Source organism: Vibrio sp. 10N.247.310.23 (assembly GCF_041467155.1).
In the GTDB taxonomy this organism is placed as follows: Bacteria; Pseudomonadota; Gammaproteobacteria; order Enterobacterales; family Vibrionaceae; genus Vibrio; species Vibrio crassostreae_C.
In genome coordinates this window covers 147,149-165,778 of the sequence record NZ_JBFSTZ010000003.1, presented here as the reverse complement: position 1 = coordinate 165,778, position 18,630 = coordinate 147,149, and the positions used below count along the sequence as shown (strand labels likewise).

13 protein-coding genes and 4 pseudogenes are annotated in these 18,630 nt (G+C 43.2%); 11 read left to right on the top strand and 6 right to left on the bottom strand.

The genetic code is table 11. The features are described 5' to 3' along the window. Positions 1 to 313: 313 nt before the first annotated feature. The gene (locus AB6D93_RS03470) at positions 314 to 1,738 is read right to left on the bottom strand and encodes a methyl-accepting chemotaxis protein (protein ID WP_017064641.1); all 1,425 of its coding nucleotides are present in this window, start codon (positions 1,736 to 1,738) and stop codon (positions 314 to 316) included. Positions 1,739 to 1,886: 148 nt separating this feature from the next. Then, positions 1,887 to 3,110, bottom strand: a complete 1,224-nt coding sequence (locus AB6D93_RS03465; protein WP_017059832.1) for an aromatic amino acid transport family protein — start codon at positions 3,108 to 3,110, stop codon at positions 1,887 to 1,889. A 446-nt stretch (positions 3,111 to 3,556) separates the two neighbouring features. Between AB6D93_RS03465 and AB6D93_RS03460 the strand changes: the two genes are divergently transcribed. The 3 genes from AB6D93_RS03460 to AB6D93_RS03450 all read left to right on the top strand — a co-directional run bounded on the left by AB6D93_RS03460 (position 3,557) and on the right by AB6D93_RS03450 (position 5,831). After that, positions 3,557 to 3,685, top strand: a complete 129-nt coding sequence (locus AB6D93_RS03460; protein WP_017059831.1) for a hypothetical protein — start codon at positions 3,557 to 3,559, stop codon at positions 3,683 to 3,685. A gap of 205 nt (positions 3,686 to 3,890) precedes the next feature. Further along, positions 3,891 to 4,502, top strand: coding sequence for an ACP phosphodiesterase (locus tag AB6D93_RS03455; protein WP_017059830.1), 612 nt, complete (start codon positions 3,891 to 3,893; stop codon positions 4,500 to 4,502). A gap of 57 nt (positions 4,503 to 4,559) precedes the next feature. Then, entirely contained in the window at positions 4,560 to 5,831 is a 1,272-nt protein-coding gene (locus tag AB6D93_RS03450) for a DEAD/DEAH box helicase (RefSeq protein WP_017059829.1), read from the top strand. Positions 5,832 to 5,946: 115 nt separating this feature from the next. On the opposite strand, the gene AB6D93_RS03445 is transcribed toward AB6D93_RS03450, so the two are convergent. Next, positions 5,947 to 6,690, bottom strand: coding sequence for a TetR/AcrR family transcriptional regulator (locus AB6D93_RS03445; RefSeq protein ID WP_017064637.1), 744 nt, complete (start codon positions 6,688 to 6,690; stop codon positions 5,947 to 5,949). 150 nt (positions 6,691 to 6,840) lie between these two features. Here AB6D93_RS03445 and AB6D93_RS03440 point away from each other — a divergent pair, with 150 nt between their 5' ends. From AB6D93_RS03440 to AB6D93_RS03425, 5 genes and pseudogenes are all read left to right on the top strand, one after another. Next, positions 6,841 to 7,929 (top strand): efflux RND transporter periplasmic adaptor subunit, encoded by a 1,089-nt coding sequence (locus tag AB6D93_RS03440; protein ID WP_017064636.1) that lies wholly within the window; start codon positions 6,841 to 6,843, stop codon positions 7,927 to 7,929. Further along, positions 7,929 to 8,057: pseudogene (locus AB6D93_RS24145) on the top strand (efflux RND transporter periplasmic adaptor subunit); the annotation flags it as partial. The gene AB6D93_RS03440 and the pseudogene AB6D93_RS24145, both read left to right, overlap by 1 nt. Before the next feature lie 90 nt (positions 8,058 to 8,147). Beyond that, a pseudogene (locus AB6D93_RS03435) lies at positions 8,148 to 8,902 on the top strand (IS5 family transposase). 33 nt (positions 8,903 to 8,935) lie between these two features. Beyond that, positions 8,936 to 9,862, top strand: a pseudogene (locus tag AB6D93_RS03430) (efflux RND transporter periplasmic adaptor subunit); the annotation flags it as partial. Beyond that, a pseudogene (locus AB6D93_RS03425) lies at positions 9,859 to 12,918 on the top strand (efflux RND transporter permease subunit). The pseudogenes AB6D93_RS03430 and AB6D93_RS03425, both read left to right, overlap by 4 nt. Before the next feature lie 179 nt (positions 12,919 to 13,097). Here AB6D93_RS03425 and AB6D93_RS03420 read toward each other — a convergent pair. Both AB6D93_RS03420 and AB6D93_RS03415 read right to left on the bottom strand, forming a co-directional pair. Then, positions 13,098 to 13,835: an EAL domain-containing protein gene (locus tag AB6D93_RS03420; RefSeq protein WP_029235240.1), complete on the bottom strand. Its 738-nt coding sequence runs from the start codon at positions 13,833 to 13,835 to the stop codon at positions 13,098 to 13,100. A 575-nt stretch (positions 13,836 to 14,410) separates the two neighbouring features. Continuing rightward, positions 14,411 to 15,046, bottom strand: a complete 636-nt coding sequence (locus tag AB6D93_RS03415; RefSeq protein ID WP_017067365.1) for a hypothetical protein — start codon at positions 15,044 to 15,046, stop codon at positions 14,411 to 14,413. Between the two features lie 252 nt (positions 15,047 to 15,298). Between AB6D93_RS03415 and AB6D93_RS03410 the strand changes: the two genes are divergently transcribed. From AB6D93_RS03410 to AB6D93_RS03400, 3 genes are all read left to right on the top strand, one after another. Beyond that, positions 15,299 to 15,544 (top strand): DUF2164 domain-containing protein, encoded by a 246-nt coding sequence (locus AB6D93_RS03410; RefSeq protein WP_017059821.1) that lies wholly within the window; start codon positions 15,299 to 15,301, stop codon positions 15,542 to 15,544. Positions 15,545 to 15,697: 153 nt separating this feature from the next. Beyond that, on the top strand, positions 15,698 to 16,237 hold the full coding sequence (locus AB6D93_RS03405; RefSeq protein WP_017064631.1) for a cytochrome b: 540 nt from the start codon (positions 15,698 to 15,700) through the stop codon (positions 16,235 to 16,237). Next, positions 16,234 to 16,803 carry a YceI family protein gene (locus AB6D93_RS03400; protein WP_102333463.1) on the top strand — a complete coding sequence of 190 codons (570 nt, stop codon included), beginning with the start codon at positions 16,234 to 16,236 and terminating at the stop codon, positions 16,801 to 16,803. Before AB6D93_RS03405 ends, AB6D93_RS03400 begins: the two co-directional genes overlap by 4 nt. Before the next feature lie 273 nt (positions 16,804 to 17,076). On the opposite strand, the gene focA is transcribed toward AB6D93_RS03400, so the two are convergent. After that, complete coding sequence (focA, locus tag AB6D93_RS03395; RefSeq protein ID WP_050650436.1) at positions 17,077 to 18,528, bottom strand: formate transporter FocA; 1,452 nt, start codon at positions 18,526 to 18,528, stop codon at positions 17,077 to 17,079. Between the last annotated feature and the right edge of the window lie 102 nt (positions 18,529 to 18,630).

Genomic DNA, 18,630 nt, shown 5'->3' with positions numbered 1-18,630 from the left:
TCGTCGTGTTGGCATAAAGGGCATGCAATGTCGTCGGTGTTTGGTGTTTCTGTTTTATTCATTATGTGTCACCTGCAGCAAGGGGGTAAGCGAAAAAAGACCCGTTCAATTAGATTACTCCTAAGCTCGAATATTAGACAGTTCTGACACTTCTTAATCTCTCCTTTGCGACTTGCTTCATGGTAATTGATAATGTCATCGTTATTGACCATGGTTCTTGTAATGTTATTAAACAAAAGCCAAAAAGAAAGGACCCATTACGAGTCCTCATTAGTTTGTTTTCAATTCACGCCGCTAGTTCACCAGTTGATCCTTAAGTTCGGTAGCGTGCCAATGTCTGAGATAGAGAAACCGACGCTTCTGTTAGCCTAGATACGCCATTTGAAGAATTCTGAGCCACGTCTTTAATCACATCGGATTGGCTTCGAATATCGTTAAGCTCTGCTGCAATCGTATTGGCAACGTTACTTTGCTCATCGGCTGATGTTGCGATTTGGATACTCATGTCCATTAGTGCTTGAGCTGAATCTGCAATCGAGTTTACGTCGTGACCAATGTTTGAAATCAACTGGCTACTGGTTTGCGCTTGGTCAACCGTCTGTTCGGTGATCTTCGCGATATTTTGGCTCTCTTGCTGTAAGCGTTCAATCATCGCTTGGATTTCTACAGTAGCCGACTGAGTGCGGCTTGCCAGTGTTCTTACTTCATCAGCAACAACAGCGAAACCTCGGCCTTGCTCGCCCGCACGAGCGGCTTCAATCGCGGCATTTAAAGCAAGTAAGTTAGTTTGCTCTGAAATAGCATTGATCGTCGTGATGACCTCGTTAATTTGGCTCGTATTCACATTCAAGCTAGTAACAGAAGATGAGGTTTGCTCAATCAAAGAAGAAAGGGTGGTGATTTCCGAGATTGCCTGTTGAACCTTCGCGTGGCTATCGTTGATTTGCTGCGCGTCTTGTTCTGTTTGTTCAGTTGAGCGTGCAGAGATGTTAGAGACTTCATTTGCCGAAGCTGTCATCTGATCCATTGCTGTCGCTACAGAGTCTAGAGAGGCATTTTGGCTCATGATTTGTGTTTCGCTGCGCTTCATCTCAGTTTCGAAAGAAGCCGATGTTTCGCTTAGCGTTGCTGCACTGTGGTTTACGTTGTTGACTAACTCACTAAGCGTGTCCATTGAACGGTCAAGCGCACAACCAATCGTGCCGAACTCATCACGGCCAGGGTGGAAGCCAAGGCGTGATGTTAAGTCACCATCACCAATCTTTTGAGTCGTTGAATAAAGAACCCAAAGTGCGCCGCCTAGGAAAGTCGCTACCCAGTAACAGAAAAGGCCAAAAGGCACACACCACAAGAAGCTCAGTAATAAAGTGTACAGTGCTTGCTGCTTTTGATTCTGTATATCGTTAGTTGAAACGGTAAGTGAGTAGTAGTTGCCATCTTGTGCGAGTGCTGTGGCAGTCACAGAACCATTATTTGAAATAGTGGTTTGTTGAGCGCGAGTTTGCTGGCTAACAGAGCGAACAGATGCCGGGGAATCTGATGCTGATAAAATGCCTTGCAGTTGATACTCGACCTGCTGTTTTGCAGTTACGTCAATGTGTTCCATTTTGTTGACGTAGTTCAGTCCAGCTAGGCTTGCCAGAGCGGCAAAAAAGATTAAGAAAATGACCCAAAACTTGTCGTTGATCGACATCTTAATAAACAGTTTGTCTATCGTTCGAAATTGTACTTCTTTCATAAAAACTCCACGGTAAATCCTTTACCGTGGACTCTAAATAACCGACCTCAATAAAAATGTGACTTCAATCGACTAATTGTGAAAATTAATGATAGTGATATGTCATTTATGAGATCTGAATCAAGTAAATTAGTTCTGTATAGGTTTATTAGCCTAAAGAAGGCAGTAACCCTACTGAAATAAGAACTTGAATCGCAATGATAAATACGCCAACGCTACCTGCTAAAAACAACGCTTTGCTACCGCCTAACACTTGGTAACTGGCTTCTGAAGATTGTGGTTTGACAGAGAAATCAGTGTAACGAACCTTGTAGACCATCACTGTTGGTAACAGAATCGCGAGCACTGAAAGTGCAATGGCTGCGTAGCCTAAAGCCATGATGAAGCCTTGTGGGTAAAATAAGGCAAACCCCAGTGGCGGTAAGAAGGTGATAGCAGCTGTCTTAACACGTTTTGCGTTACCTAGTTTCTTGCTCAGTGAGTCGCCCATGAATTCAAATAAGCCCAAGCTCACACCAATAAAAGATGTCAGCAGTGCAAGGTCTGCAAACACACCGACGATCACGCTTAGGTTGGATTGATGAACCGTTTGCGATAGCGAGACTAATAGCGCGCCCAAGCTTGTGTCAGACAACAACTGCTCTTGGCTAATCACGCCCAAAGTAACACTTTGCCAGAAAACGTAGATAACCAGAGGCAGTGCCGAGCCAATAATCATTACCTTACGTAAAGAACGAACGTCACCATCTAGGTATCGAACAATTGATGGGATGCTGCCGTGGAAACCAAAAGAGGTAAACACAACCGGAATAGCCGCAACAATCAGGCCTTGCTGTAAAGGCATGCTCATTAAGTATTGAGAGGTAATGTTTGGCGCTAGGAAGCTGAGTACCAAAACCATCGCGATAAGCTTTAAGCCAAACAAAACGCGGTTAACTTTATCAACACTGTGTGTACCAATCGTAACAACGCCGGCAACTAATAGGGTAAATAGAAGCGTGGTGATTTGAGCATTAAGTTCGATACCCGCGATATCCGAAATTCGTTGGTTAAATTGCGCACCGCCGCCAGCTATGTATGCCGCACACAGAGCGTAGAAAAGAAACATCACCGCGAAGCTCGCAATCCACTTTCCTTTTGTCCCCAAAATGGTATGAGCTAACGTGTGTAGGGTAGCGTCAGATTCTGCGAATTGGTGAAGCTCTACCATTAATAGCGCAGTAAAAGCCATTAACGCCCATAAACCCAGCATCAAGAAAAGTGAAGTTGAAAAGCCAATACCTGCAGAAGCAAGTGGAAGAGCGAGCATGCCAGCACCAATGGTTGTGCCTGCAATGATCAAAGTACTACCAAAAACCTTTGATTTATTCATTGTATATAATTCTTTACGTTAGGGTGTGTTTTCATTGTAATTCTTCTAGCTTAAGCGCATAAACCCAAAGAATATCTCGATTTTGAAGTATTCTGATTGAGTTTAATTCCAAATGCAATTCTTATTGTAATTAAAAACATCCACTGTAAATTAATATTTACACAAAGGGGCGTGTCAGCATTCAATTGAGCAAAGCAAACGTTTGACCATGATCGGTTTCAAAATTTATAGAGTAATTTGTTGTACTTGGTGTAAGGTGGCAGTACATATGTCGTTCGCGTATACCCCTTTAGCGCAAAAAAGCGTTAATGATCGCGAGTAGCTTTAAGCTATGAATATGGAATGGGTAGAGTAGAGTGCGTTCATCAAAGTGACATAATATAAGTCCAAGATGGTGCACTAGTTAATCGGACATCATGTCCACATCAAGGAATAGAGGGGGCACAATGAGTGACCAATCTTATAACGACGAAAGTCTAGAGTTGTTAGATGCTATGGAAATTGGCATTGATTTGTCTGACTATGAGCAGACAGTGAAACAGTTAGCAGAAGAGCTTTTCAAGTCTTCGAACTAAGCTTTTAAGATCTTTAATTCAGTTTCAACTGAAACGTTTTAAAGCTAAAAGTTTTCTTAGCTAAAGCTTCTCAAAGCAAACAATTCTAAACTGAGCAAATCGTATTCGCTCACACGTCATACCAAAACTATCCTCATTAAAGTTCGCGAAGATAAACGAGTACGTTTACCATGTTACTTAGTTCTCGATACTTTAATGAGGTTCAATGAACTTTCTCGCACACCTTCACATCGCCAAGCACTGTAACAGCAACTTAGCAGGTAACCTGTTAGGTGATTTTGTTAAAGGCGACCCTAATAAACACTATTCTGATTCCCTTTCTGACGGTATTAGGCTTCATCGATTTGTTGATAGCTATACTGATCGTCATGATGTATCTCGTTCTGCAAAATCACTTTTCTCAGACCAAACACGACGCTTTGCGCCTATCGCACTCGATGTATTTTGGGATCACTGCTTAGCCAATCATTGGGATCAGTTTTCACAGCAGACATTAGAGCGTTTTTGTTTAGATAGCCATGAGCAGATCTTTGAACATCAAGAGCCACACTGGCCTGAAAATTTCGTTATGGTTCATCAGAAAATGGCTGAGCATAGATGGTTAGAGAGCTATCAAGACATGTCATCTATAGAGGTGGTGTTGCAGCGAATGGCGTTGAGAAGGCCTAAGCTCGGTATGCTCGAGGCATGTTACGATGACCTCGAACGTCACTATGATACGTTGCAGTGTCACTTTAATGAGCTTTATCCCAACGTTTTAGAGGAAGCTAAGCAGTTTAATGCGCTTCAAATGAAGAAAAATCAAAAGGAAAGGTAAACAGCGTAATGCAGGTTTGCTACAATCCGCGCCTATTTAATCTTTGAGCATCATACTATGTCTGAATCTACAAAATCTTTTAACCAACTAGGATTATCTGAGCATCTTCTTGCCACGTTGTCTGAGCTTAATTTTACGGCTCCTACCAGTGTTCAAGAACAAGCAATTCCATTGGTATTAGAAGGCAAAGATGTACTGGCTGGTGCTCAAACGGGTACAGGTAAAACGGCTGCGTTTGGTTTACCGATTATTCAAAGATTAATCGAGACAAAAGACAACGTTATTCCGAACCCTAAGCTCGTTCGTGCGCTTGTATTAGTGCCAACTCGTGAATTGGCACAACAGGTTTTCGATAACTTAACTAGCTACGCAAAGGGCACCGACATTAAAGTCGTGGTGGCTTACGGCGGCGTTAGCATGAAGGTGCAAACTGATAACTTACGCGGTGGCGCAGATATTCTTGTCGCGACGCCTGGTCGTCTTATTGATCACATGTTCACTAGAAACATCATGTTGAGCCAAACGGAAGTACTGGTACTGGATGAAGCTGACCGTATGTTAGATATGGGCTTCATGCCTGACATCAAGCGTATTCTTTCTCGCATGAACGAAGTGCGTCAAACTCTGTTCTTCTCTGCAACGTTTGATAACAAAATCAAAGCGATTGCACACCGTATGATGCAGAAGCCAAGTGAAATCCAAGTTACGCCAAAAAACAGCACCGCTGAAACCGTAACACAGATGGTTTACCCGGTAGATAAGTCGCGTAAAAGTGAGCTATTAGCGTATTTGATTGGTTCAAAAAACTGGCAACAAGTGTTGGTGTTCACAAAGACTAAGCAGGGCACTGATGCTCTCGTTAAAGAGCTTAAGTTAGACGGCATTAAAGCGGCATCAATCAATGGCGATAAGAGCCAAGGTGCGCGTCAAAAAGCCCTAGACGATTTCAAGTCAGGCAAAGTTCGTGCGTTGATCGCAACCGACGTGGCAGCTCGTGGTATTGATATTCAGCAGCTAGAACAAGTTGTGAACTATGACATGCCATTTAAAGCAGAAGATTATGTTCACCGCATCGGACGTACTGGCCGTGCGGGTAACAGCGGCTTAGCGATCTCTTTGATGAGTCAGGATGAAGCTTACCTATTGGGTGATATTGAGCGATTACTTGACACTCGCTTGCCTCAAGAGTGGCTAGAGGGCTTTGAACCAAGCCTTGAAAAAGATCTAGCGCCCGATCGTGGTGGTCGCAGCAAAAGCCGTTCATCAGAAAAACGTAAGATGAAAGCGAAGCTTAAGATTCACCAAAACCGCGGTAAAGCACGTCGCTAATAAGCTGTACAAAGCTCCAGTTTAAAGATCTATACATATAAAAACGCGCCGTTACAGTGACTTCTGTAACGGCGCGTTTTTGTATCTTATAAGCTCATAATGGTTATGAACCCGATTAAGCTTTATGTTCCTGGTTACACTTCCATTCACATGGCACTTCATAAATCAGCTCTTCAATCGAGGTTGGATTTAGAGCCCACTCTTCATCAATATTGAACTTGCTGACCATCTGCGTGTTGAAAAGCTGCCAATGCTTAAGTAGGGCGTCTTCGGGTGAGGTGACCATATCACCTTCATTCCAAGTGCTTTCCATAAAGGGAGTGAGGCATACAGCGCCGTTTGCGTACATGATCATTTGCCATTTAACTTCGTAAATGTTGATCATTTTGTCTGGGTTAGCTGCATTGTACTCAGCGGCAAGCCCGTTAATCTCTTTTTCAACATCGCCGACATTGTCGATGAAGTAATCAACTAGGTTGTCTTCTTGGCGAACAGAGTCTGAAATAAGCTGCATTGGCCTACGTGAGTGAATCATGTTGGTGAACAGACGCATGCTAAACAGGTAGATAGCGATATTTGGCGCAACATCTTTTGGCAGCTCTTCCATAATCTTACTGATGTAAGACTGAAAATAATCGTGTAAACAATCACTTATTGCATGCCAAATCTTTTCTTTGCTACCAAAGTGGTGGCGGATAAGGCTATGCGAGACGCCTGCCTTTTCACTGATGTTTCGCAGTGATACACGATCGTAGCCAAAGTCACAGAACATGTCTGCGGCAACGCTCATGATCAAAAAACGCGTCTCTTCGGCGTCTTTTGCACTTCTTCTACCTTGCTTCTTTTCGGTCATCTTCATTTCACATAATTACCTGATTACAACATTCTACACTGTTTTTACTGAAATAAAAAATACTGCACAAGTGGAAAGTAAAGCTTGAGAATTATTTAATATTAAATATACTGCCCACCTGTGTAATAAATAATAATAATTAAACGGAGAGGCATCATGCAGTTCAATTTGTCGATCAATGCCATATCGAGCAAGCGCATGGGAGCTGTTATTGCAGCACTATTGCTCGCAGGCTCTCTAACTGGATGTGACAAAGTTCAGTCAGAGGAAAATGTGCAGGTAATCAAGCCAGTCAAGCTGTTCGAAATCCCACAACAGACTGATATTGATCTCGATAGCTTCATTGCAAAGGTTGATGCAACCGACCGTGCGGCACTTTCTTTCCAAGTGGGTGGAGATATAGAAACCTTCGATGTTCGTATGGGACAAGAAGTGAAGAAAGGTCAGGTGTTAGCCGTATTAGACGCGACGGATTACCGTATTGCCGTTGACGCAGCCCAAGCTAAATTTGATCTGGCGAACAGCCAATACAAACAAGCTTCTGAGTTGTATGCGAAAAAACTGGTCAGTACCGATTACTACGACCAAGCCGTAAACACCTTTACTGCCGCTGAAGTTGAGTTGGACCAAGCAAAAACAAACCTTGGCTACACTACCTTAGTTGCTCCATTCGATGGCGTGGTATCGATGGTGTTTGGAAAGCAATATCAATTGATCGCAGAAAAGCAGCCTGTACTGAATATTTTGAATCACAGTGAAATGGATGTGACGTTTTCAATTCCAGTATCAAAGCTTGAAGACCGTTCTATTCAAGACCTAACGAGCTCAAACATGTGGGTTGTGATGGACAGCCACCGCGGCATTCGTATCCCGACTCGCTTTAAAGAAATCTCAACGCAACCAGATGAAGATACCAACAGCTACCAAGCGGTTGTGTCTATCGAAAAGCCAGAAGGCATCAATCTACTTTCTGGTATGACAGCGCAAGTTGAAGTTCAGAAAAGTAAATCTGACTACGGCATTGGTATTGTGGATTCAGCTTGGTTAAACAAAGACGTAGGCCATGGTGAACTATGGCGTTATAACCCTGACTCTCAACTGATTTCTAAAGTACAAGTCCTTCTTGATGAGCAAGGCAAGGTTATCGACGGATTGTCGTCTGGTGACCTTATCGTTGAAGCGGGTGTGGATGTGTTATCAGACGGACAACAAGTAAAAGCTTGGCTTCGTGAGGGCGGTATTTAATGAACCTTTCAAAATTATCAGTTGTTGTCGCGTCGGTTCTGTTACTTCAAGCCTGTAACAATGAAGCTGTACACCGTGAACAACCACCTTTGTTGGTTTCTACCTTTGAAGTTGGCGCACCGCTTACTAGGGCGTGTTGATCTTTCGTGAGTGTTTTTTGAACAGCATGGTAAAGAGTTATAATTTGCTTCGCCAAAAGTAAAACCATAACCAATACCATGCCAAGAACAATGCTAACTGATATTCGCTGGGAACTGCTACTCCAAGTTATGAAAAGTACAGGTCGTATTTACGATAAAACTGAACATCGAATGACATTTGAAGGAATACTTTATCGAATGAGAACAGGTATTCCTTGGCGAGATCTACCCTCTGAGTTCGGAGTACCGTTTACAGACGATTTAATCTTTGGTCAAAGAAAGGGATTTTAGATAATCTTTTCAAAAGTTTATCTAACATGGCTGATTTTGAATGGGTATTTCTTGATGGCTCTATAGTTAGAGCACATCAGCATAGTACAGGTGCAGCTACTGAAAGTTCAGAGCAAATAGGAAAAAGTCGCGGGGGCAACTCAACCAAAATTCACTTAGCCGTAGATAGTGGTGGCCTGCCGATTTGCTTTGATTTATCAGAGGGACAACGCCACGATATAGTGCATGCCGAAAGCTTAGTTGAGCAACTCGATGAAGTTAATACCATCGTTTGTGATAAAGGATATGACAGCGAACCTTTCCGTACTTTTGTTAAGGAACGTGGCGGAGAAACGGTAATTGCTAAACGCAATTACGGACAAGATATAGACAAAGACAGTATGGATTGGTGTTTATACAAGTATCGTCACTTGGTCGAAAATGCCTTTGGGAGAATTAAGCATTATCGAGCTATTTCAAGTAGATATGACAAGCTAGAAAGGAATTATGCCAGCATGTTATCGCTGGCATTCATGTTAATGTGGCTACCGATGTATTGTTGAACGCGAAATGTACAGCAAAGATCAACACGCCCTAATCAGTTCAGAAGTTTTAATGGACAGGTGATGCCAGCTGAATTGACTCCCTTGGCATTTAAGCTAGCAGGCGAGATTCAACAAGTATTAGTAGAAGCGGGCGACAATGTCGAAAAAGGGCAGTTATTAGCCACCTTAGATAACGCAACGTACGTACAAGATCTGACTGATGCTCAATCTCAATTCAAACTGGCAAGCAAACAGTTGGCCCGTGGAACGGAGATGTTTGGCAGCGAAATGTTATCGCAATCAGAACACGACCAACTGACGGCTAACTATAAGCTCGCATCGGCGAATTTGGCGGCGGCGAAACGCAAGCTGAGTTACACAGAACTTTTAGCGCCGTTCTCAGGAACAGTTTCAACTGTCGATAAGCAACGATTCGAAAATACGACGCCTGGAGAAACACTACTGAGTGTGTACCAGAACGACAAGGTGTATGTGCGAATTCAAGTATCAGATTCGATCTTGGCGTCAATTAGCCCAGACATGCTTTCAAATAGCTATCGTCCTGAGGCGACCTTTGGCGGTCACACAGGCCAATATCCACTGACGTATCTAGAACACACCAGTGAACTGCACCCACAATCCCGTACCTACGAATTTTGGATGCAGATGCAGCAGCCTGAAAGTGAAATTCTGCCGGGCACGAGCGTTACGGTCAATGTAGATATGGCGAAAGCGGGCCTGAGCGATGTTCAAGGCTACCAATTACCAATGACAACGCTAGAAGCGGGCTCTGAAGCGAATCAGTTCTATGTGTGGAAAATGGAAGACGGACAAGCATTCAAAAGCGAAGTAGAAGTCGACAAGATCAGTGGCCAAGGCGCACTCATCGCTCATGGTGTTGAGCAAGGTGAGCTACTCGTAAATTCGAATTTAAGAAAACTCCGTGACGGAATCCAATTGTCAGGAAAAGCAGAATGAACATCGCAGAATATTCAATAAAGAACAAAGTAATCAGCTGGCTGTTTCTAGTCATTTTGGCCATTGGCGGTGTGACGTCTTTTGGTAATCTATCCCGTTTAGAAGACCCAGCTTTTACCATTAAAGATGCAATGATTATTTCAACTTACCCTGGCGCTACGTCAATGGAAGTTGAAGAAGAGCTGACTTACCCACTAGAAAAAGAGATAAGACAGCTTCCGTACATCGACAAGATTACCTCGACATCATCGAACGGTATGTCCCAAATTATGGTCAGTATGAAGATGGACTACGGTCCAGACGAGCTGCCTCAGATCTGGGATGAAATGCGCCGTAAGATCAACGATCTACAACCAACACTGCCAAGTGGTGTAAATTCCGTTCAGATCATCGATGATTTTGGTGATGTGTTTGGTGTGATGATCATGCTGACCGGTGATGGTTACGATTACGTTGAGCTCAAACAGTACGCAGATTACCTAACGCGTGAAATCGAACTGGTCGACGGTGTCGGTAAAGTTAGCATTGCAGGTGACCAACAAGAACAACTGTTTGTTGAGATGTCACTGGAACGCTTAGCCGCATTGAACCTAGATATGTCGACGGTGACAGCATTGCTAGCACAGCAAAACAGTGTGGTATCGGCAGGCGAGGTGATGCTGAATGGTCAAAGCCTTACGATCAAGCCAAACGGCACCTTAAGCACGGTTGAAGAACTAGAAAACCTGATCATTCATGGTCGCGATACAGGTAACCTGATTCGCTTGAAAGATGTCGCTGAAGTAACTCGTGGTATTCAAGAAAAGCCGGGCAATGTATTAACGTACAACGGTAAACCAGCAATCAACTTGGGTATTGCGTTCTCTTCTGGTGTAAACGTGGTTGAGATTGGTAAAGCACTGGATGCGGAACTGGATCGCCTAGAAAGCATTAAGCCAGCGGGTGTAGAACTGAATTACTTCTACAACCAAGCGCAAGAAGTAGACAAATCTGTGGCTGACTTCTTAATCAGCCTAGTTGAAGCGGTAGCCATCGTTATAATTGTATTGTTGTTCGCAATGGGCTTACGCAGTGGTTTGATCATCGGTTTGGTTCTTCTATTGACGGTATTCGGTACCTTCATCCTGATGGATTACAACGATGTTGAACTGCACCGCATATCTCTGGGGGCACTGATCATCGCGCTGGGTATGCTGGTGGATAATGCGATTGTTGTCGTTGAAGGTATTTTGGTGGGCTTGAAGAAAGGCAAAACCAAGCTTCAAGCAGCGAAAGACATCGTCAAGCAAACACAATGGCCACTGTTAGGTGCGACCATTATCGCTATCACAGCGTTTGCACCGATTGGTTTGTCGAAGGATGCGACAGGCGAATTCATGGGTTCACTGTTTTGGGTACTGTGTTTCTCACTGTTTTTGAGTTGGGTAACTGCACTAACACTAACGCCATTCCTTGCCGAGATGTTGCTTAAAGAAGAAGACAAGGTTGATGAGAACGAAGACCCATACAAAGGCATCCTGTTTGTGGTATTCGGTGCGTGTCTGAAAGTAGCACTTCGATTTAGATGGCTTACTGTAGTTAGTATGGTCGCTCTATTAGCAGTTTCTGTCGTCGGTTTTGGTATGGTGAAGCAGCAGTTCTTCCCGCCGTCAAATACCCCAATGTTTTACGTAGACATGTGGATGCCAGAAGGCACCGATGTTCGTGAAACGATCAAGCAGACAGAAAAAGTTGAAAGCTACATTCGCCAGCAAGACGACGTGGAGTTTGTAACGACAACGGTTGGGCAGGGCATGCAACGTTTCGCACTGACTTACCAACCATAGAAAAGCTACGAAGCGTACGCCCAGTTACAAGTAAGAACCACTGACCGCGACACTATGTTTAAGGCTCTAGCGGCGCTAGACAAAGACTTAGCGAACGAATTTGAGCAACCAACGTTCCAGTTCAAGTTGATTGAGTTTGGTCCGTCACCCGCTTCAAAAATTGAAGCGCGTATTATCGGTGCCGATCCACAAGTACTGCGTAACATTGCAGTTGAAGTCGAAGACATCTTGCTTGCCGATCTAGGCTCTCGAAATGTTCGTCATGACTGGCGTGAACGTACTAAAGAACTTGTACCACTGTTCAACGAATCTAAGGCTCGTCGCCTAGGCATTTCAAAAACTGACTTGTCTGAGACATTACAGATGGCGTTTGGCGGTTACAACATCGGCCTACTGCGTGATGGTACTCATATGTTACCTATCGTGGCGCGTTTACCGGAAGAAGAGCGTTTTGATTTCGAATCGCTAAACAATGTGAAGATTTGGAGCCCATCACTACAAACTTACATCCCAGTTGAGCAAGTGATTGATGGCGTAGAGCTTCAATGGTCTGAGCCACTGATTCAGCGTCGCGACAGAAAACGTACGCTAACAGTATTGGCTGACCACGATGTTCTTGGTTATGAAACGCCAGCGAGTCTGTTTGCTCGTGTGAAACCAAAGGTAGAAGCATTAGATTTACCAGAAGGCTACAGCATTAGCTGGGGTGGTGAGTACGAAAGCTCTAAAGATGCGCAAGAATCTCTGTTTGGCTCACTGCCAATGGGTTATTTGCTGATGTTTATCATCACGATGCTTCTGTTTAACTCGGTTCGTAAGCCGCTTGTGATTTGGTTTACGGTTCCACTCTCTATCATTGGTGTTTCAATTGGTCTGTTAGGTACCAATATGCCATTCAGCTTCACAGCGTTCCTTGGCTTATTGAGTCTAAGCGGCATGATTTTGAAGAACGGCATTGTACTGCTTGACCAGATCAACAGTGAGCTATCAACAGGTAAAGACCCATATTTAGCGGTTGTCGACAGTGCGATTAGTCGTGTACGACCGGTATCTATGGCAGCATTAACGACTATCTTGGGTATGATTCCTTTGGTATTCGATGCATTTTTCGGCTCGATGGCGATTACCATCATGGCAGGCTTAGGCTTTGCTACCGTACTAACGCTAATAGTAGTACCGGTGATGTTCGCTATTTTATATAGAATCAAACCGTCCACTGCGGGTTATTAGGGAATGATATAAAACAGATTCTTTTAAGCCAGCCCAGTCAAATTTGACTGGGTTTTTTATGCGTGTTGTCCCGTCCTGAAATGTGTTGACACGTGAGAGCGGTAAGAGGGTACGAATAGGCAAGCATTAAAAAATCCGCTACTCAATGGGCAAGCGGCTTTAAGAACAATAGGGCGATTCTAAATTGCTAGCCGTATGTCTAACTCAATCGGCTTTGGCATGGCTAAGTGGTAGCCTTGATACATATTGAAGCCTAAGCCCTGCATCGCTTCGAGTTGTTGTTGGGTTTCAATACCTTCAATCACTGTCTTTGCGCCAATTTGGTTTGCAAGATCAAGTACTAACTCCATTTCTCGAGTGTCGCCTTGTTCAAAGTCCAACATAACCGAGCGGTCTATCTTGATGATATGAGGGTTAATGTGACGAACGCGTTGTTCGGTTGATGCTTGTGTTCCAAAATCATCGACCGCTATTTGAAAGCCATTATCCGCAAGAGAAAGAGCGGCATCTTTCAAACGCTCTTCACTTTCTGCGTTCAACTCTACCAACTCCATCACTATCTGTTCGCATGAAAGGTTAAGCTCGTGAAGGCGTTTAGCTAACAAGCTATCGCTGACCTTTTCTGCAGCAAACAACTCACCAACGTTTGGAAGAACGTTCAAAAATAGATGTAAATGACGGATTGTCGATTGTGCGAAGTTACGGATATGAATCGCTCGACTCAACCTCTCTACATTGATTTTGTCTGTGCTTGAGGTTTCGTCGGAATGGAAGAAGTGATCAGGACGAACAATATCACCTTTGTTATTTGAAATGCGCACCAAAGCCTCAACACCTATTTGAGTCATAGAAGAGTCGAATATAGGTTGATAGACGCTTCTAAGCGTCAGGTCTTGGTATTTCGCAATAAACTGCATATCAGCATCTACGGATATACAGCTAATAAATTCACTTCTGTCTGATAAAATCATAGTCGCTAATAAAGGTGTTTATTTAATGACGAGAATATACGTCACGGCTGTCACAATATTGACAGGTGTTACTAAATTGTCAATTAATAAAAATTCATTTGTAACGTCAATATTTAAATTAATATAACTAACGAAAAATCAGCATGATAAATGACATTAACCATTAAATTTACTTATCATTGACTGTGTTTGATAGTTTAAGTGAATCTAACGGCTAAGTAACGTCTCACATATTAACCCCAACCAATATAAGGCTAGAACGCTGATACACCAGAGAAAAGTAGGGTTAATGGCTTAAATTATGGGGGAGTGTCAAAGTTATAAAATAGATTGACTAAGCGAGTTACACAGAAATGATATCTATCTCTCAAAATCGAGACTGTGAGTCGATCGGCTATTAATAATTAAAACAGGAAGTTCGAATAATTAATGAACAGGGAATGAGTTATCTTTTATAAAATACTGGGATGGAGGTCTAACTATTTACTTTCAAGACTGATTAAAAAAGTTGACCCGTATTCTTACTGCCATTGAAGTACTGCGTAAAGTTGCAGATATTTACGAACCAGTTGTTGATTTCCTGACCGCTTTAAAGGGTGTCCAAATTTAATGAAGCAAGGGCTGATTTTAAAATTATTATTTAAGTCAGTAGCAAATTGAGAATCACTCTCTCTTAGCGTGATACCTTGTTGACTATATTCCGTGATCTCATCTGGGAGTTCACCCATCCACCAATGCAATAATTCGCCACTGTTTTTACTTCGGCTAATCCAATGGTCGGAGACAATGATCAAAACGTCATTGGGTTGAATGGAAAATCCATACTCTTGTTGCCAATTATGGATGTCCAACATCAACTTTCTACGACATGTTTTCCCGGCGCTCACCATATGATGACTGATCATCCAAACGGTACCGATTTCGGAAGATATTCGGAAGTGTCGAGGCGTTTCTCTAGAGGAAAGCATTTCAAGTGGGCTGATGTTGCTTGCATGATTAAAGCTAACGAAGGTGTGCTCCATTCGGCGGGCAAATGCCTTACCTATATGGTGCTCACTGATCCCTTGATTGTGTACAGTAGGGTAGTGGCGTTCACAGAGCTTTAGGCAATCGTCTTGAAATTGATTAACGCTTTTAATCACTAGATCTAATAACAATGAAGTCCCTTATACACAGCTACTATCTTATTGATGGGCAATAGTACGGTAATTGCGGTTCCGTTACCTATCGTCAAAGTGCGAGTTCTTGATCTCTCTATCAAAATTAACCATTGCTGAGTGATTTTATGGATAGCACTGGCGCTCTACAGGTCTGTATTCTAAATTATGAGGAATTCTAGCTAGTTACCTCGACTATAGTCTAGTCAGCAAATCACAATTGATCTACTTACTCTTTATTTGGAAACATTCATGACCATTCAATTAGATTCGAAACAAAAGTCTGAGCTTACTCATACGCTCCAAAAGTACCTGCAGGATGAACTTGATGTGGAGCTTGGTCAGTTCGACACAGAATTCTTGGTCGATTTCATAAGTAAAAAGTTTGGGGCGGTTTACTACAACAAAGGGATAGAAGACGCTCAAAAAGTCATGGAACGTAAAATGTTAGATATCTCAGATGAGCTTTACGAGATCGAACAAATCGTTGAAATCTAACGTTTAGCCCAAACTTGTTCAAATAATTTGAATAACTCGTTTAATTTGAAATGATGTTACCAATGTAAAGCTTGGTAAATAATATGTTACACAAACTTGGTGTAGGGTACGCTTTTCGAAACTACACTACTCGTTAACATTCGGAAGAGATGCATGGACAACAACGTTAGAAATTACAACCCTTTAGCAAGAGCGATGCATTGGATTTCAGCTCTCGCGGTATTTGGCTTATTTGGTGTAGGCCTGTGGATGGTTGATCTTTCATACTACAGCGAGTGGTACAAAACAGCGCCAGACTATCACCGCTCGGTAGGCATTCTTTTGGCTGCCGTTACCGTTATCCGCTTGGTCTGGAAACTAGTTACCGCGTCACCTAAAGTGGAAGGTAAAAGCTATGAAATTGCAGCAGCGAAGATCGCTCACGGCTTCATGTACATCAACTTAGCGGTTTTGTTTATTTCAGGTTATTTGATTTCGACATCAGATGGCCGCGGGATAGAGGTATTCAATTGGTTCACTGTACCAAGTATGGGCGAACTGTTTGCAAACCAATCTGATCTCGCAGGTACGGTTCACTACTATGCTGCATGGGTACTGATCATTATGGCATCAGTGCACGCCTTAGCGGCGATAAAACACCACGTTATCGACAAAGACGATACGCTACGAAAAATGATAGGAGCTTCAAAATGAAAAAGTCAATTATCGCTACAGGATTAGCATTTGCTATGGCAATGCCTTTCGCTGCGAACGCCGCTGATTACGTGATTGATACAAAAGGTGCGCATGCTTCAGTTAACTTTAAAGTTAGCCACCTAGGTTATAGCTTTATCCAAGGCCGTTTTAACACATTCTCAGGTGATTTCTCATTTGATGAAAGCAACGTTGAAGCATCAAAAGTAAACGTAACTATTGATACAACAAGCCTTGATTCAAACCACGCAGAGCGTGACAAGCACATCCGTAGCTCTGACTTCATTGATGCAGGTAAATTCTCTGACGCTACTTTCAACAGCACAAAAGTGGTTGATAAAGGCAACGGCAAACTTGAAGTAATGGGTGACCTTAAGCTTCACGGCGTAACTAAGCCAATCGTTATCGAAGCTGAATTCATCGGTGCTGGTCAAGACCCTTGGGGCGGTGAGCGTGCTGGTTTCGTGGGTACAACTCGTCTAGAACTTGCTGACTTCAACATTCCAGTAATGGGCGCTTCAAGCTATGTAGATATGGTTCTACACGTTGAAGGTGTAAAGAAGTAATCTAGCTATTGTTGATCGCTAACTAGTATCAATCTCTTATGTAACACCAAAAGTTAAATAGATACTTAGAAAGCAACAGTTAGAAATAGAGAAAGGCGCAAAGTTTTCACTTTGCGCCTTTTTTATTGAGATAAATGGCAACGCGTTTAGGTCTGTTTTGTGTCAAACCGTTTAGTACGTTAAAAGCCACCGTTTACCTCTAGCCAGTCAACGTTGCCATGACTGAGTTATCTAATTGAACTACTAATCCCTAATAGTTCAACTTAAGATTAGTTAAGCCGTTTCTAGTTCAGCTTGTGGAACCACGTTTAGTCGGTCACCGTAGATTGGACGTAGTGCTTGCATCACTTCAATGCGAGTCAACACACCTACCATTACGCCGTTTTCTAACACTGGAAGCATATGTGGTTGGCTTACTTTCATCGCTTTTGCACGCTCTTCTAGAGAAAGAGATGTCAGGCGAGTAGCGAAGCCCATGCTTGTCGTCGGGTACAGTTGCTCTTTGTCGATGCATAGGAACTCAGCAACGTCCACTAGCTTGTCGTTTGCGTCGATTGCCACAACGTCACGGCTCATTAGGTCTACAACTTTTTGGCCTTTAGTTGGGATGTAATCTTGGCACCAAAGGTCAACCATTACGTCATGAACAGAGAAGATACCCACTAGACGACCTTCAACATCGCAAACAGGAGCGCTAACAAGTTGCGCGTCTAAAAGTGTATCAATCGCGACTGATGTTGGCATTTCTACGCTCAGTGTAATTGGTTGAGTGTTCATGATTTGCTTGATAGTAGTTGCTGTGTTCATAGTAATTTCCTTAACTGACGTAATTTCTGTTGTTTGTGTAATAGCGGTAATTTTTGCTGCTTTAAGTTGTGGGCGACGGTAGATGCTCCAGTTCGCTAAGCCGACCAATACTGAACCACCTACGATGTTGCCGATTGTCACTGGTATTAAGTTTGCGGTGACAAATTGCATGACGTTTAGGTCTGCATACTGGGCTGGTGTTGCGCCGATTTGCATCCAGAAGCTTTCTGGTGCGAATGCTTGAATCGTGATGCCTAGCGGAACCATGAACATATTCGCCACACAGTGTTCAAAGCCTGAGCTTACGAACATTGCAACGGGTAACACGGTCATCATTGCTTTGGTCATTGCGTTAGCAGAGCTGAACGTTAACCAAATCGCTAAACACACCAACAAGTTACAAAGCACACCCAAAGCAAACGCTTGAACTGGGGTGTGGTGTAGCTTGTGTTGAGCAATGTTTAAAGCGTTTAAGCCCCATTGGCCGCCATCCAGTTGATACAAGCCTGCTGCGCTTACCAAAGCCAATAGGAACATGGCACCGATAAAGTTGCCGACATACACCTTGCCCCAGATAGACAGCATCTTCGTGAAGGTGATTTGCTTGTTAGCCCATGAGATGCTTGATAACACTGAGCTGGTAAATAGCTCACCACCGCAAATCACAATCAAGATCAAACCCATACTGAAGGCAAGACCGCCGGCTAAGCGACTCAGTCCCCATCCAGCATCAGCGCTGCCCGTGGTTACCGTGATGTAGAATAAAAAAGCAAGCCCGATGAATGCGCCAGCCATGATTGCCAAACTCAATGTCATGCTGCTGGTTTTATTTGCTTTACTTAATGCAAACTTCTCTGCTTCCGCCATCATTTCTGTTGGTGAGAACAGTTGATGATTTTCAGAAGTGCTGGTTGCCATATCCCCCCCTTGAACAATCCGTCATGTGTAATTCCTAGTGTTAATGACCTGGTTAATCCGTAATGGTTAATCAGTAATGTTTTGCAGGGCTCGTTGTGTCCT